17 protein-coding genes and 1 tRNA gene are annotated in these 15,050 nt (G+C 55.8%); 13 read left to right on the forward strand and 5 right to left on the reverse strand.

Annotated elements, in window-relative coordinates; genetic code table 11:
- Window positions 1-276 precede the first annotated feature (276 nt).
- Genes COA65_08175 through COA65_08190 form a run of 4 tightly spaced genes read left to right on the forward strand, consistent with a single transcriptional unit; the run spans window position 277 to window position 3,776 of the window.
- Window positions 277-2,028 carry a hypothetical protein gene (locus COA65_08175; protein PCJ58205.1) on the forward strand — a complete coding sequence of 584 codons (1,752 nt, stop codon included), beginning with the start codon at window positions 277-279 and terminating at the stop codon, window positions 2,026-2,028.
- Window positions 2,029-2,034: 6 nt separating this feature from the next.
- Complete coding sequence (locus COA65_08180) at window positions 2,035-2,277, forward strand: hypothetical protein (protein PCJ58206.1); 243 nt, start codon at window positions 2,035-2,037, stop codon at window positions 2,275-2,277.
- A 9-nt stretch (window positions 2,278-2,286) separates the two neighbouring features.
- Complete coding sequence (arsB, locus tag COA65_08185) at window positions 2,287-3,372, forward strand: arsenical-resistance protein (protein PCJ58207.1); 1,086 nt, start codon at window positions 2,287-2,289, stop codon at window positions 3,370-3,372.
- On the forward strand, window positions 3,369-3,776 hold the full coding sequence (locus COA65_08190; GenBank protein ID PCJ58208.1) for a low molecular weight phosphatase family protein: 408 nt from the start codon (window positions 3,369-3,371) through the stop codon (window positions 3,774-3,776). Before arsB ends, COA65_08190 begins: the two co-directional genes overlap by 4 nt.
- Window positions 3,777-3,870: 94 nt before the next feature.
- On the opposite strand, the gene COA65_08195 is transcribed toward COA65_08190, so the two are convergent.
- A tRNA-Leu gene (locus COA65_08195) sits at window positions 3,871-3,959 on the reverse strand.
- 143 nt (window positions 3,960-4,102) lie between these two features.
- Here COA65_08195 and COA65_08200 point away from each other — a divergent pair.
- The 3 genes from COA65_08200 (at window position 4,103) to COA65_08210 (ending at window position 6,417) form a co-directional block, all read left to right on the forward strand.
- Window positions 4,103-4,801 (forward strand): DNA/RNA nuclease SfsA, encoded by a 699-nt coding sequence (locus tag COA65_08200; protein ID PCJ58209.1) that lies wholly within the window; start codon window positions 4,103-4,105, stop codon window positions 4,799-4,801.
- On the forward strand, window positions 4,761-5,663 hold the full coding sequence (map, locus tag COA65_08205) for a type I methionyl aminopeptidase (GenBank protein ID PCJ58210.1): 903 nt from the start codon (window positions 4,761-4,763) through the stop codon (window positions 5,661-5,663). The genes COA65_08200 and map overlap by 41 nt, the downstream gene beginning before the upstream one ends.
- A 73-nt stretch (window positions 5,664-5,736) precedes the next feature.
- Window positions 5,737-6,417, forward strand: a complete 681-nt coding sequence (locus COA65_08210; GenBank protein ID PCJ58211.1) for a hypothetical protein — start codon at window positions 5,737-5,739, stop codon at window positions 6,415-6,417.
- Between the two features lie 13 nt (window positions 6,418-6,430).
- Here COA65_08210 and COA65_08215 read toward each other — a convergent pair whose 3' ends face one another.
- Window positions 6,431-7,363: an alpha/beta hydrolase gene (locus COA65_08215; GenBank protein PCJ58212.1), complete on the reverse strand. Its 933-nt coding sequence runs from the start codon at window positions 7,361-7,363 to the stop codon at window positions 6,431-6,433.
- A 128-nt stretch (window positions 7,364-7,491) separates the two neighbouring features.
- On the opposite strand from COA65_08215, the gene COA65_08220 reads away from it, so the two are divergent.
- Window positions 7,492-8,682: an 8-amino-7-oxononanoate synthase gene (locus COA65_08220; protein PCJ58213.1), complete on the forward strand. Its 1,191-nt coding sequence runs from the start codon at window positions 7,492-7,494 to the stop codon at window positions 8,680-8,682.
- A 145-nt stretch (window positions 8,683-8,827) separates the two neighbouring features.
- Window positions 8,828-9,445 carry a hypothetical protein gene (locus tag COA65_08225; protein PCJ58214.1) on the forward strand — a complete coding sequence of 206 codons (618 nt, stop codon included), beginning with the start codon at window positions 8,828-8,830 and terminating at the stop codon, window positions 9,443-9,445.
- Between the two features lie 101 nt (window positions 9,446-9,546).
- Here the strand turns inward: COA65_08225 and COA65_08230 are convergent, their stop codons facing one another.
- Window positions 9,547-10,083: a carboxymuconolactone decarboxylase gene (locus COA65_08230; GenBank protein ID PCJ58215.1), complete on the reverse strand. Its 537-nt coding sequence runs from the start codon at window positions 10,081-10,083 to the stop codon at window positions 9,547-9,549.
- 71 nt (window positions 10,084-10,154) lie between these two features.
- On the reverse strand, window positions 10,155-10,748 hold the full coding sequence (locus COA65_08235) for a TetR family transcriptional regulator (protein PCJ58216.1): 594 nt from the start codon (window positions 10,746-10,748) through the stop codon (window positions 10,155-10,157).
- Between the two features lie 307 nt (window positions 10,749-11,055).
- Here COA65_08235 and COA65_08240 point away from each other — a divergent pair, with 307 nt between their 5' ends.
- Complete coding sequence (locus tag COA65_08240) at window positions 11,056-11,490, forward strand: hypothetical protein (GenBank protein ID PCJ58236.1); 435 nt, start codon at window positions 11,056-11,058, stop codon at window positions 11,488-11,490.
- Between the two features lie 139 nt (window positions 11,491-11,629).
- On the forward strand, window positions 11,630-12,934 hold the full coding sequence (locus COA65_08245; GenBank protein ID PCJ58217.1) for an adenylosuccinate lyase: 1,305 nt from the start codon (window positions 11,630-11,632) through the stop codon (window positions 12,932-12,934).
- A gap of 30 nt (window positions 12,935-12,964) precedes the next feature.
- Here COA65_08245 and COA65_08250 read toward each other — a convergent pair whose 3' ends face one another.
- Entirely contained in the window at window positions 12,965-13,288 is a 324-nt protein-coding gene (locus COA65_08250; GenBank protein PCJ58218.1) for a hypothetical protein, read from the reverse strand.
- Window positions 13,289-13,393: 105 nt separating this feature from the next.
- Between COA65_08250 and COA65_08255 the strand changes: the two genes are divergently transcribed.
- Together COA65_08255 and COA65_08260 are read left to right on the forward strand one after the other, a co-directional pair.
- Window positions 13,394-14,140, forward strand: coding sequence for a hypothetical protein (locus COA65_08255; GenBank protein PCJ58219.1), 747 nt, complete (start codon window positions 13,394-13,396; stop codon window positions 14,138-14,140).
- A 140-nt stretch (window positions 14,141-14,280) separates the two neighbouring features.
- Window positions 14,281-15,045, forward strand: a complete 765-nt coding sequence (locus tag COA65_08260) for a phosphoribosylaminoimidazolesuccinocarboxamide synthase (GenBank protein ID PCJ58220.1) — start codon at window positions 14,281-14,283, stop codon at window positions 15,043-15,045.
- The last annotated feature ends 5 nt before the right edge of the window (window positions 15,046-15,050 follow it).

Here is a 15,050-nt window from a genome sequence, read left to right on the forward strand (position 1 = left end):
GACTGCTTTTTTATAAGGACTGCGGCGTGTTTTTATAAGACAGTCGCCAGCCTTAATAACATCTAAATTTGTAGCTTCCTCTGTAAACACCTCCCATCGCCTTGTTTAAATAGATTTTTTATGGCAATCGCGATAAGCACCTGTTCACAGGGTTCTGCGAAAGACCATATTGCACTACAACATTTTTGACGTCCGTCACGATCCGTTCCACTACCCGAAGCCTGACGGCCCAGACAAACGCGTGGGCCAGCTTCGACAAACAAAGGCACGAGACACGTGCAGACACAATTTCAGAAGGCACTTCGCTTGCATCAGCAAGGCGAACTGGCAGACGCGGAAAAAATTTATCGCCAGCTGCTCGGCGATGCGCCGGATTCAACAGACGCGCCGGACGTCTTCCACGCCCTCGGCGTGCTCTGCCAGCAGAAGGGTGAAAATACCGAGGCTATTCGCTGTTTCAAGGATGCGCTGACGCGCAACCCAAACGCGGTCGATACCTGTTTCAATCTCGGTGCCGTCCTTCACCAGCAGGGAAAATTCGAAGACGCCGTTCGCAATTATCAACGCGCGATCGACCTTGAACCGGAAAACACCGGCATCGCCTATAATCTTGCTGATGCCTTGCTGGCCCTTGGTCGTTTTGAGGAAGCCATTGCCGCCTATCGAATTTTTCTCGACCAGGCGCCAGACACCCCCACCGCCCATTATAATCTTGGCCTCGCGCTCATAAAATCCCATCGTTTTGAGGAAGCCATTGCCGCGTACCGGGCCGCGATTGCGAAACGCCCGGATTTCCCCGAAGCCCTTGCCAATCTTGGCACCCTACTGATGGAAGTGGGACAGCCCGACGACGCATTGGTCGCATACCGCCAGGCTTTTGCGCAGAACCCGGGCCTGGCCGAGGCCCATTACAACCTCGGCAACGCCTTGATGGGACTTGGAAAATTCGAAGAAGCGGAAATCATCTTTCGCGAAGCCATCCGCCGATGGCCTGCCTTTGCGACGCTGCATCTGCGACTTTCAAATCTAAAAACATTTTCGCCCGGGGACCCGGACATCGCAGCGATGGAAACGGAATTCGCCAAACCAAATCTTGACGAACAGCAAAAGGCAATCTTCTGTTTCGCCATCGGCAAGGCCCATGAGGATTGCGAAGCGTACGACCATGCCTTCGATTATTTTGAGAAAGGCAATGCCTTAAAGCACGCGTCCCTTTCCTTCGACATCGACAAGGAAGAGACGCGAACGAACCGCATCATCGCCACCTTCAACAAAGCCTTCCTGACCGGACAAGAGGGGCAAGGCGCAACCAGCGACATGCCGATTTTCATTCTTGGCATGCCCCGATCCGGTGCCACCCTGATCGAACAGATTCTGGCGACCCATTCCGGCGTCTATGGTGCCGGCGAGCGTCAGGAACTTGCCCATCACATCTCAAAACTGGGGGGCGCATCCGGGTCTGAATTTCCGGAAACGGTTCTGAACATGAAAGGCGAAGACTTTGCGCGTCTTGGACAGGCTTACGTCGATGCCATGGCCCGTCTGGCACCAAACGCGTCACATATTACCGACAAATGGCTGCAGAATTTTCACCATATCGGCCTCATTCACCTGGCCCTGCCGAATGCGAAAATCATCCATGCCACCCGCAACCCCTTTGACATCTGCCTCGCCAGTTACAAATGCTACTTCGATGGCGCGCGCGATTTCGCTTACGACCTCACCGAGTTGGGGAAGTCTTATAAACTTTACCAACGGTTGATGAACCACTGGCATGCCGTATTGCCAGGGCGCGTGTTTGACCTATCCTATGAAGGCCTTGTCACCGACCCCGAAACACATATCCGGCGCCTGCTCGATTTCTGCGCGCTTCCTTGGGAAGCGGCCTGTCTCGACTTCCACAAAACCGAACGCCTGGTGCCAACCGCAAGCGTTGCGCGCGTCCGCCAGCCAATGACCACAAGCGCCGTCCGCCGATGGCGGCAATACGAGCACCGCCTGACGCCGCTTCTCGAAGCGCTGGCCTAAAAAAACATCAAAGCACAAGAAGCCAACACACCACTTACGGCAACGCCGGAAAACAAAACCCTTGCGATGCTTGCCAAGGCGCTTGGACACCCCGCTCGATTGCGCATCCTTAAAGCCGCCGGAATCATCACCGGCGAGGTTGAAAGGGCACGTATCTGCTACACGCTTAACGCAGAGGCCCTGAAACCACTCCAAAGCTTCCTGGACGAAGTTGCGCGGCAAACAACCCAATCGCCCAAAACGGAATAGGATATCCATATGTCCAGTTTTGAACGCCACCTGACGATCTGGGTTACCCTTTGCATCGTCACGGGCATCGCATTTGGGCATTTTCTACCCGGCCTGTTCCAGGCCATTGGCAGCGCCGAAATTGCCCAGGTCAACATCCCGATTGCCATACTGATCTGGCTAATGATCATCCCGATGCTGGTGAAGGTCGATTTTTCGGCGCTGGACGGGGTTCGCGAGCATTGGCGTGGGATTGGCGTGACGCTGTTTGTCAACTGGGCAATCAAACCCTTCTCCATGGCAGCGCTTGGCCTGTTTTTCATTGGCTATCTGTTCCGCCCCTATCTGATGCCCGAGCAGATAGACAGCTACATCGCCGGCCTTATCATTCTGGCCGCCGCACCCTGCACGGCAATGGTCTTTGTCTGGAGCAATCTTTCCAATGGCGAGCCGCTTTTCACACTAAGTCAGGTGGCCCTGAACGACCTTATCATGGTGTTTGCCTTCGCGCCGATCGTGGGCTTTCTGCTCGGTCTGTCAGCGATCATTGTACCGTGGGAGACACTCCTTCTCTCTGTCGGGCTTTACATCCTCGTGCCTGTCGTCATTGCCCAGCTTTTGCGCAAACGAACCCTGGGGACCGGCGGAGAGTCGGCCCTCAAGAAGCTGTTGGGCAGGGTGCAGGCCGTCTCGGTCGTTGCGCTTCTGATGATGCTTGTCCTCCTGTTCGCCTTTCAGGGCGAGCAGATCATCGCCCAGCCAATCGTGATCGTATTCCTTGCCGTGCCGATCCTGATCCAAGTCTATTTGAACTCGGGGCTCGCTTACATCCTCAACCGCAAGGTCGGATCGGCCCATTGTGTCGCCGCCCCCTCGGCACTCATCGGCGCGAGTAATTTTTTCGAGCTGGCCGTTGCCGTGGCGATCAGCCTGTTTGGTATCCATTCCGGCGCAGCCCTTGCGACGGTGGTCGGCGTTCTGGTCGAAGTACCGGTGATGCTCTCGGTGGTGAAAATCGTAAATGCCAGCAAGGCATGGTACGAGCGCGGCCCCGCCGTCCAGGCACAACAACACGAGCGAGCTAAAAAAGCCGCAGGGATCATGCGCTCCATATGAAGCGTGTTTTATTTCTTTGCGTTGCAAACTCCGCCCGCAGCCAGATGGCCGAGGGCCTTGCCCGGCATATTCTTGGCGACCAGGTCGACGCGTTGAGCGCCGGCTCAAAGCCCGCGTCCGTAAACCCTCATGCCGTCGCGGCCATGGCCGAAATTGGTATCGATATAACCGGCCAACACGCAAAATCTGTGGATACAATCGACCCCTCCAGCCTTGATCTGGTGGTCACGCTGTGCGCCGAGGAGGTTTGCCCGGCTCTGCCCGGGCGGGTTACGCGATTGCACTGGCCAATAACGGACCCGGCAGCCCCGTCGCGCGGCGAACCACAAGCGCATTTCCGCGCGGCACGGGACCGGATTCAGAAAAAAATCAAGGCGCTTGCCAAGACCATGGGCCCGTCTTAGGGAATCCCTTTCCCAAGCATTCGCCACGGCTCACAAACCACGCACCGCCTGACGCCACGTCTCGAAGCGCTGGCCTAAAGAAAAAACATCAAAGTGGTGCCCGCTGCCGGACTCGAACCAGCACTCCCGTTTCCAGAAAACGGATTTTAAGTCCGTTGCGTCTACCAATTTCGCCAAGCGGGCCAATTTAAGGGCAAACCTCGCGCACCCTAGCCCCGGGGCGGAAGACAGGCAAGCCGCCGGATTCCCTCAGTCGCTGCGTGCAGCCCGCGCCCGCCCGAAGATGTTTTGTTGAAAGGTTCGGGTCCTGCTTTTACCTTCCTGTCATGGATTTTTCAGCGCCGCTGATCCGCGGCACCCTCCTTGAACGTTACAAACGCTTCCTGAGCACCATCGCCCTTGAAGACGGCACCCATGTCACCGCCCATTGCCCCAATCCCGGCTCGATGATGGGCCTGCTTCCTGTCGGTGGCGAGGTGTGGCTGTCCCCGGCCCAAAACCCAAAGCGCAAGCTTCACTACACATGGGAACTCGTGCGCATCGGCAAAACCCTCGTTGGCATCAACGCCGCCTACGCCAATCGCATTGTCGAGGAAAAGCTTGTTGCCGGAGAAATTCCACAACTCGCAGGCTATGACACCGTTCGACGCGAAGTTCGCTATGGGCAAAACTCACGCATCGATTTTCTTCTCGAAAAAACAGGCCAACCGTCCTGTTACGTCGAGGTAAAAAGCGTCACCCTGCGGCTTGGAAATTCAGCCGCCTTCCCCGACTCGGTGACAGTCCGTGGCGCAAAGCATCTGGCCGAACTTGCCAAGGTCGTTCAAGCCGGCAAGCGTGGCGTGATGCTCTACCTTGTCCAGCGGGGGGATTGCGCCGACTTCGTTCTCGCCGGGGAAATCGATCCGGCTTATGCTGCGGCGATGAAGACGGCCCGGGCGGCGGGAGTCGAAATGTTGTGTTTTTCCTGCAAGATGAGCGTGGATGCCATCGAACTGGACCGGCCGTTGCCGTTCTCCCTTTAAAAACCCGACAAACGATAGAGGTATATCTGTGGAGCACGACCCTACAAATGACGACCCCTCCAATAGCTTTGAAGACCCTGGCAACATCACCTTTCACGGTGCCAAGGACTTTGAGAGCATGCACCGCGCCGGGAAACTTGCCGCCGAGACCCTCGATTTTATCACGCCCTATGTGAAACCGGGTGTTTCCACCGAGGAACTCGACCGCTTGTGCGATGCGTTCACTGTCGAACGAGGTGGCATTTCCGCACCGCTGAATTACCGTGGTTTTCCGAAATCCATCTGCACATCCGTAAACCACGTCGTTTGCCACGGCATCCCCGGCAAAAAGGCATTGCACGATGGCGATATCCTGAACATCGACGTAACCGTGATCCTAGACGGCTGGCACGGGGACACCAGCCGGATGTTTTACATTGGCAAACCAAGCGTAAAAGCCCGGCGTCTTATCGAGGTCACCTACGAATGCCTGATGCGCGCCATCGCGATTGTGAAGCCCGGCGTTCGGCTAGGAGACATCGGCCACGTTATTCAGGATTACGCCGAATCCCATCGTTATTCGGTCGTCCGCGATTTCTGCGGCCATGGCCTGGGGCGTATTTTTCACGAAGCACCAAGYGTGATGCATTTTGGCAAGCCGGGAACGGGCTTTCCCCTGCAAGAGGGCATGTTTTTTACGATTGAACCGATGATCAATGCTGGGAAGTTCGATGTGAAAGTTCTGGAAGACGGATGGACGGCGGTCACAAAGGACCGTTCGCTTTCCGCACAATTCGAACACAGCATCGGCGTAACGGCGACGGGCTGCGAAACTTTCACATTGTCGCCGGGTGGGCTCACACATCCGCCCTATAAAATCTGATGCGTACAAGAAGGATGGACAGTTCCCAATCCGAATTCCTCCGCGAAGCTGCAAGCAAAGGCTAGCCCGTCGAATGGACAAAAAACCGCATTACTTTGGTCACCGCGCACGCCTTCGCGAACGCTTCCTGAAAGCCGGGGCGGAATCCCTAGCCGATTACGAGATGCTTGAGATGCTTCTTTTTCTGGCCCATCCCCGCCGCGACGTAAAGCCAACAGCAAAGGCACTGCTGAAGAAATTTGGCAGTTTTGCAAAGGTTATCCGCGCCAAGCCAGACGCCCTTCTTGACATCCCAGGCATTGGTGCGACGGCAATYGCCGCATTGAAAACTGTCCAGGCAGCGGCCTTGAAACTGGTGCGCGAAGAAGTCATGAACCAGCCAGTAATCGGAAATTGGCAACAATTGCTCGACCACCTGCACGCAAGCATGGCCCATGAGGAAAAAGAGCATTTCCGCCTGCTTTTCCTGGATCGCAAAAACGCGATTCTGGCCGATGAAGTACAACAAAGCGGAACCATCGACCACGCGCCGATCTACCCGCGCGAGGTGGTAAAACGCGCCCTCGATTTAAACGCTTCAGCAATCATCATGGTCCATAATCATCCAAGCGGCGACCCAACACCCTCGAAAGCGGACATCGCCATCACAAAGGCTGTCCAGGCGGCCTGTCAAAAACTTGGCATCGAACTTCACGACCACATCATCGTCGCCAAAAGCGGCCACCAATCCTTCAAGTCAATGGGACTTCTCTAAACCCGCCGCTGCGTCAGACGGGTTTGGTGAACCTGTCGAAGTTTTCCCAAAAACGGGCACGAACGAAATCCTGCTCAAGCAAAATTTCGTGGCGCGAGGCGGCAAGAGAAACAAAACGGCCCTGTGCCAGGCGGCGGCTTAAACGTTCCTGTGCGGCGTTTTGCACGACCCGTTCCTCCCCGGCGCTAAGGAATAGAACCGGCACATCAATCGCGCGGACATAATCAGGGTCCGCCGTCTTGCGCATGGATTTAAAGGCCGCGCGCATCCAGCCATAGGTTGGTCCGCCCAGACCAAGCGCGGGGTTTTCCTCCGTCAGGATTTGGGTTTGCCGGAAACGGTCCGGGTCGGAGGTCAGGACGTTTTCCGCAAAGGCCGTCTGGTATGGGTCCGCATCCCCCATACCGGGAACGTAGCGATCCCCAAAACCAAACCGCACGGCCAGATGGGCCAGCCCTTCTACGAGCAGATTGGGAAACCCCAGCGTTTGGATACCAACCATCGGTGCCGACAGCACCGCCCGGGAAAAGAATCCGGGATGTTCGGCGAGATAACGAAGCACCAGGTGACCGCCCATCGAATGGGCAAGCGCCAGGTAGGGCCCGGCGCTGTTCGGGCGAACAATTTCGATAAGAAATTGATGAAGGTCGCAAAGCAGCGGATCGAAGGAACGCGCATGTCCCTTTCGTGGGCAAAGCCGTGCGGACAATCCCTGGCCCCGCCAATCCTTCGCCCAGACCGCAAAACCTCTGTCCAGCAGCTCGCCAATCGTCTCAACGTATTTTTCGATGAATTCCGCCCGACCGTTCAGGAAAACAACCGTTCCCCGCACCGGCCCTTCCGGCTCCCAGGCCGCGTAACGGATGCGCGCACCATCGCGGGCTTCAAAGACCTCAAAACGCCCGCGCGCGATAAGCGCCTTCCACTGGATCACCGTCCCTGACATAAGAGTAAAAGACTCCGTCACATTGTTACTTCCCTGATTCTATATGGCGAACTGGAAAGGGCAATGCGCGAGACGAGAAAGAATGCCTTCTATATGGGCACTATACGGGTCTACCGAACGGATAGCTTATGACGAAAGTCTTTCAGGCCTATTCCCGCTTCCTGGAAAACCTGCCGACGACCCAGCGGCGGCGGCTCCGCTTGTTCGGGAAAACGCAAGACAGCCACATTACACGCGGTGGCGAAACGTTCTGCAATTTCTCATCGAATAATTATTTGGGCCTTGCCCAACACCCGGCCCTGCGCGCGCGCGCAATCGCATGGACAGAAGCATGGGGAACGGGAACGGGTGCCTCGCGCCTCGTATGCGGCAATTTAGAACTCTTCGAAAGAGTAGAGGCAAAACTTGCGAAGGCGAAGCGCAAGGAGACAGCCCTTTTGATGGCGTCCGGTTATCAGACAAACGTGACCGTGCTGGCAACGCTTCTGAACCGCCGGATTCTTGGAGCAGAACCCCTTGTCTATTGCGACACGCTGAACCATGCGAGCATCCACCAGGGCTGCCAAAGTGCCGGTGTCCGCCAGATCCGGTACCGGCACAACGACCTGGACCATCTTGAATCACGCCTGGCACAGGATGCGCAGGAAAACCGGCCCCGCTTTATCCTGACCGAATCCGTCTTCAGCATGGACGGCGACCGACCGGACCTTGATCGCCTTGTTGAAATTTCGACGAAATACGATGCCTTCCTCTATCTGGACGAAGCCCATGCCATGGGGGTTCTGGGCCCGGACGGCTTTGGCCTTGCCACGGAATATGGCGACCGGGTCGACATGGTCATGGGGACCTTCAGCAAGGCGCTCGGCAGTTTTGGCGCCTATGTGGCTTGTTCTGCCAAGCTTCGGGATTTCCTGATCAACCGTTGCCCGGGCCTCATCTATTCGACCGGGTTGCCGCCGGCCGTTCTGGGTGCCAACGATGCAGCCCTTGATCTGGTGCCAAAAATGGCGGCGGAGCGAGCCTGGCTCCAAGGTGCCGCCGAGCGTGTGCGCCACGCTTTCCACGACGCCGGGCTTGACATTGGCGGATCAACAACGCAGATAATCCCCGTGATCGTGGGATCGGAAGAAAAGGCATTGCGCCTTAGCGCCGCCCTTGAGAAAGATGGCCTTCTGGGCGTCGCTATTCGCCCACCATCCGTTTCAGTAGGAGAAAGCCGCATCCGCTTTACGATTACTGCGGCTCATGATGACGGCGATATTGATCGGCTCATTGAAAGCACCGTTTGGGCAGCGCGGGATTTGCGCATAGTTTCCTGATTCTAAAGCCGAATTTATCACCAGATCACGATCACATCACGAAAGCGCTATTTGAATTCATCCGTAAATACCATTAGATGTTAGAGGGTGATGCCCCCCTGCAACGGGTTCACGGAAATCACGGATATAGGGAGCAAATTACGTGTTGAGAAATAAGTTATTTCAGGCCCTTACCATTCTTGGCGCCGGAATCGGTCTGACAGGAACAGCTCTGGCTGCAGGCAGTTCTCTGTCCGATGACAACTACCGTCCCCCGGAGATTTCGGTGGTGAAGGTAAATCCGCTCCGGGTCGTTGATGGCATGGTGATGCTCAGCAATGCGGGCTGCCAGATGGTTGAGCCGGAAGGCCAGTTTCTCGACATTGACGTGACGTTCCCACGGGATTGCCCGCGCATCAATCGCAAATCCAAAAAGGTTCGCATCCCGACCATTCAGACCCTGACCCTAAAACCGGGCACCTATAAATTCCGAGTCTCGAATACAAACGTTCCCTTTCCATCTGGCCTCGAAATCTACAAATTGAAAAAGAACGGAAAGAAAGAAAGAAAACCGATCTTTTCCAAAGGCGAGATTCTTGCGGGCTATGACGAGGTGTTTGAAATCGAGCTTAAAGAAGGCAAATACATCTACACAGGCCGACAAAATCTAACCTTTGATTACCCGTTGATCGTATCGAGCGGTGGCGCATCCAATGCCGATGCCGACACCCATACGAATTCGGCTTCCGCCAAGACCGGTGCAACTTCAACAATTCTCAATTAACGCGTTACGAATAACGCGTGATGGGTTTTTTAAAAATGCCCGGCGAGGGATCCCTCGCCGGGCATTTTTTATGACGGGCGCAATCTAGAAAAAACCTTCAATCACACTTCGCCGGCGAAAGCCTCATCCAGCGGCGTGTCGGCGATATGGTTGGTATAGTTCGAGAGCGTCTTCATGCCGATGCCAAGAACAACCTCTAGAATCTGCGCCTTGCTATATCCGGCATCAAGAAACGCCTTGGTGTCTGCATCCGACGGCCAACCACGCGACGCAACAACAGAGCCTGTGAAGCGGCGAAGCGCCTCAAGCTTCTTATCCGCAACCGGTTGGCCGTCGCGGACGGCGTGCACAACATCAACCGGCACCTTCTGCATCTTTGCAATGACACTGTGTGCGGCAACGCAATAGTTGCACTTGTTCTCGTGGCTGACGGCCAGCAACACGATCTGCTGCTCGGTGGAACTGAGTGACGTTCCCTCAAACAGGCCCGCTACGGTTCGATATGCCTTCAACAATGCCGGAGCTTCGGCCATCACGCCAAGAAGATTGGGCAGAAAACCATAGGCAGCTTTTGCCTCGGCAAGGTCTTCTTTCGCTGCTGCAGGCGCGGTGTCCAAGCTATGCACGGGATACGTCATTGGGTGTTCTCCTTTGGTTGATTGAAACTTTGGCCCTGTCTGGAACAATCGTTCAAAATATAACAAAAAAATTATTTAAGGCGACCGACGGCGTCCTCAATGATGGTTTCAAGCAACGCCCTCTCGGGGCGGCTGCGGAGCAGCACCATAAATCCCAACAGCGAGGCCAGCAGGCCACGCGCTGTCTCGGCGGGCTTCACATGTGCCGCAATCTCTCCCTTGGCTATCCCCTTTTCAATTACCCTTGCAAAGAAGGCCTCAACCTCTTCCTGTGCACAGGCGATGATCTGACCTACCTCCGGATCATGGGACGCAAGTTCCAGAGCCGTATTCGTCAGAAAGCAGCCGCGATTGTCCCCCTCCTCGGAAACGCTCGCCATAAAGGTTAAAAAAACCTGGCGGATCGCTTCACGCGGACCGTAAGTATCTTCGAAATCAGAAAGCAGCTTACGGCGTATTTTTTCGTCATACATCCGAAGCGCCGCGACAAAGAGCGTGTGCTTGTCCCCGTAGGTTGCGTACAGGCTGCCACGGTTGACGCCTGTGCAATCCACCAGGTTCTGCATTGAGGTTGCTTCAAAGCCACGCGCCCAGAAAGCCTGCATGGCTTTGTCCAGCACCGCGTCGGTATCAAACTGCTTTTTCCAAGGCATCTTGTTTTCCAAACTTGGTAAGCCGCGAGTATAGAACGATCATTCTATAAAAACGATATGTTTTTACCGCGATCATAACCAACGGGTAAACAACGGTTTTTCCCATCACACTGGCCTTCTACGCGAAAGAAAGAACCAAGCGGCACGAACCGGCGACGCCTTTCGAATGCGACGGTTCCTTCGGATATTGCTTCACAGAAGGGTGAATTGACGGCCCCTCTATGCCCACCCAATATCTGGGAAGTCTTTTCTTCAGACTGGGAATTTGCCGGTGTTTTACAATCCGCGCCCGTCCTTACGCTTGACAGTCGCCGGCCTCCTGGCCGCCATCTTCTTGGCAGCGCCCGTTTCCAGGGCCGCCGCCGTAAATGCACCTACGGTCATCACCCTCACGCAAACGCCTTGCCAATTTCTCGAACCGGAAGGCCAGGACTACGGCTATGAAAGCACGGCAAAAGCGGATTGCGTTCGCATCAACGCCGATACAGGGGACGCACGACTTGCCAACGTGACCCCCATGCAATTAAAGCCTGGCAAATACGTTTTTCGCGTAACGAACAGGAATGTCCCCTACGTGTTGGGGTTTTACCTTCGCGGAACCGGCCTCGGCAGGCTGACGCTTCCAGCCGTCTCGGGTGGCGGGCTTCAGACCGGCTATGCCCAGGATTACGAGATCGAGCTCACAAAAGGCGAATATGTCTACTCCTGCCCCTTGAATCCAACCCCCGACTACCCGATCATCGTCCGTGATTAGCTGCGGTTAAACGGCGACATTTCGGTTTAAAAAAAACTGAACGCCTGTAGAATTCCTCACCGTCGAGGCAACCCCACAGGCAGGGCGCGGCGGCATTCGCTTTTTCCTTTGACGTTTTATCTTTGAAAAGGTTTCAGTTATGATTCCACGTTACGCACGGCCAAAAATGACGGCCATCTGGGCACCCGAGAACAAATTCAAGATCTGGCTTGAAATCGAAGCCTGTGCCTGCGAAGCGCAAGCTGAAATCGGGGTCATACCCGCCGAAGCCGCAAAAGTCGTGCGCAAGCGCGGCAAATTTGAGATCGCGCGCATCGACGCGATCGAGAAAGAAACCCATCACGACGTCATCGCCTTTCTCACAAATGTGGCCGAACATGTCGGCCCGGAGGCGCGTTTTATCCATCAGGGCATGACGTCCTCGGACGTGTTGGACACCTGCCTTGCCGTCCAGCTTACCCAGGCAAGCGACCTTCTTCTCAAAGACATCCTGGCGCTTCTCGATGCCCTGAAACGACGGGCCTATGAACACAAAGACACCATCTGCATCGGACGCAGCCACGGGATTCATGCCGAGCCGACGACCTTCGGACTTAAACTGGCCAACCATTACGCAGCACTGCAACGCTGCCACAACCGCCTTGAAGCAGCCCGGGAAGAAATCGCCACCTGCGCGATTTCTGGCGCGGTCGGAACCTTCGCCAACATCGACCCACGGGTCGAAGCCTATGTGGCGGAAAAGATGGGGCTTCGGATCGAGACGATTTCAACCCAGGTGATCCCTCGTGATCGCCATGCGGTCTTTTTTTCCTGCCTCGGCGTCATCGCCAGCGTAATCGAGAATTTGTCCGTTGAGATCCGGCACCTGCAGCGAACGGAAGTCCGCGAAGTGGAAGAATATTTTGCGCCCGGCCAAAAAGGGTCCTCGGCCATGCCGCATAAGCGGAATCCCGTGCTTAGCGAGAACGTGACGGGCCTTTCCAGAATTATCCGAGGCTATGTTACGCCTGCGCTTGAGAACGTCGTGCTGTGGCATGAGCGCGACATCGCACATTCCTCCGTTGAGCGGATGATTGCACCCGACGCAACCGTCACGCTTGATTTCGCGCTTGCGCGGATCACCAGCGTTATCGACAAGCTTGTCGTCCATCCGGAGAACATGCGTAAAAACCTTGATGCCCTCGGTGGCCTTGTTTATTCCCAGCGCGTGCTGCTGGCCCTAACCCAAATCGGCATGAGCCGCGAGGATGCCTATGAAGCGGTCCAGCGAAATGCGATGCAAGCCTGGGAAAAGAACGGCGCGTTTCTCGACGCCCTTAAGACGGATAAGGATGTGTCAAAGCACATCGATGAAGCGGCACTGAAGGATCTTTTCAATCCGGCCCACCACACGCGTCACATCGATACGCTTTTCCGGCGCGTCTTTAAAACCGGGAAGGCGTGAAGAAAATCGACCGCCGCAAAGAAGGCGCGCCTAGCCTCTGGTGATCTGCTCAAGCGCAACCTGAAAAAGGCGATCCATTTCTTTTCGTACCTGACGTTGGGAAATGTCGACGCCTTTTTTCTGAAAATCCTCGTAAACTTTTTCAAGAACGTCTTCGTCGCCAGGTTTTTCAAAGTCAGACGCAATGACCTCTTTCGCATAAGACGCGGCATCGGCTTCCGTTAGCCCCAAAAGATCGGCAGCCCATAGCCCGAGCAATTTGTTGCGTCGTGCGCCAGCCTTAAACATCGTTTCCTCGTCGTGTTGAAACTTGGCCTCGGCCGCTTTTTCCCGATTCTTAAAGCTGTCGTTCATTGCTTTCCACCCTAACGATTACCTACCCGAAGGGACCCACGGCCTCCTTCTAGAAGCCCTCTATATAGCGAGAGCGGCGCAGAAGTGGTACCTGTAAGTTTAGACATGTGCACCCTCGCTCTCGCCTATCGTCCAGACGCCGACTGGCCCATCCTTCTGGGGGTCAATCGGGATGAACGCATTGCGCGGCCCTCCCTCGCGCCCGGACGGCACTGGCCGGACCGCCCCCATGTCCGCGCCGGAAAGGACCTCGAAGCCGGAGGGGCCTGGCTGGGCCTAAGCGACCAGGGAATGGTGGCGGGCGTCCTGAACCGCCCAGAAAGCCTGGGGCCGGCCCCGGACAAGCGCAGCCGCGGCGAGCTTGTGCTTATGGCACTTGACCATAAAGATGCGCCAACAGCGGCAAAGGCGCTTGCCAGACAAAATGCGGCTGATTATCGCCCTTTTAATCTGGTCATCGCCGACAGGCAGCACGCCTTTTGGATTCGCAACCTCGGCATGGGGACGATGGCATGCTGGCCATTTCCGCCCGGAATTTCCCTGATAACCGCCCATGACCGCAATGACCTTAGATCGGGTCGTATCCGCACCTATCTGCCGCGCTTCCGCGTGGCCCCGCTTCCAAACCCCGGCCAGGGCCGATGGGAAATCTGGGCCGCCCTTCTTGCCTGCCGTGAATTCGACGACGAGGCCGACCCCGCAAGCGCAATGACAATTGTCGGCAAGGATGGCTTTGGTACCGTTTCCAGCGCCCTGATTGCCCTGCCCTCCCCCCATCAACAGGCGGCATCCGTCTTCCGGTTTGCCAATGGCCGACCCGACGAAACACCCTTCGAAGACGTCGCCGTCTGAGCGGCCCCACCTCTCCCAATCCGGGCGCTCCCGCCCTCTGCGCCCCATTGTTTTCAAGGGGAAGAGTTGCTATATCTTGGGCGTGTTCTGGACCGCTCGCCCCTTGGGTCGAAGGTTTTCTTTTTTACAAAGATGAAGCCATGAACCGCCGCAGACGTATCTATGAAGGCAAGGCCAAAGTTCTTTACGAAGGACCGGAACCGGGGACTCTCGTCCAGCATTTCAAGGATGACGCGACCGCCTTCAACAATCAGAAACATGCAGTCATCACCGGCAAGGGGGTGCTGAACAACCGCATTTCCGAATATCTGATGGTCAAGCTGGCGGAAATCGGCGTGCCCACGCATTTTATGCGCCGGTTAAACATGCGCGAGCAACTTATCCGCGAAGTTGAAATCATTCCCATCGAAGTCGTCGTTCGCAACGTCGTAGCAGGATCGCTTGCCAAGCGTCTGGGGCTTGAAGAGGGAACGCCGCTGCCGCGTTCCATCGTTGAGTATTATTACAAATCCGATAAGCTCGGCGATCCGCTCGTCTCCGAAGAACACATCACCGCCTTCGGCTGGGCATCGACCCAGGACCTTGACGACATCATGTCCATGGCGCTTCGCATCAACGACTTTCTAAATGGTCTTTTCCTGGGCGTCGGAATTCGCCTTGTCGATTTCAAACTCGAATTCGGAAAGCTTTATGAGGGCGAACAGATGTACATCGTTCTGGCCGATGAAATCAGCCCTGACAGTTGCCGTCTGTGGGATATTCATACGAACGAAAAATTGGACAAGGACCTCTTCCGACACGATCTCGGAAACCTGAATGAGGCCTATCAAGAAGTGGCACGGCGGCTCGGCATTCTTCCAGAGGGCGGATCAAAGGACCTAAAAGGTCTGAATGCCATACAGTGACCAAA

It is taken from the genome of Rhodospirillaceae bacterium (assembly GCA_002746255.1).
Taxonomy (GTDB): Bacteria; Pseudomonadota; Alphaproteobacteria.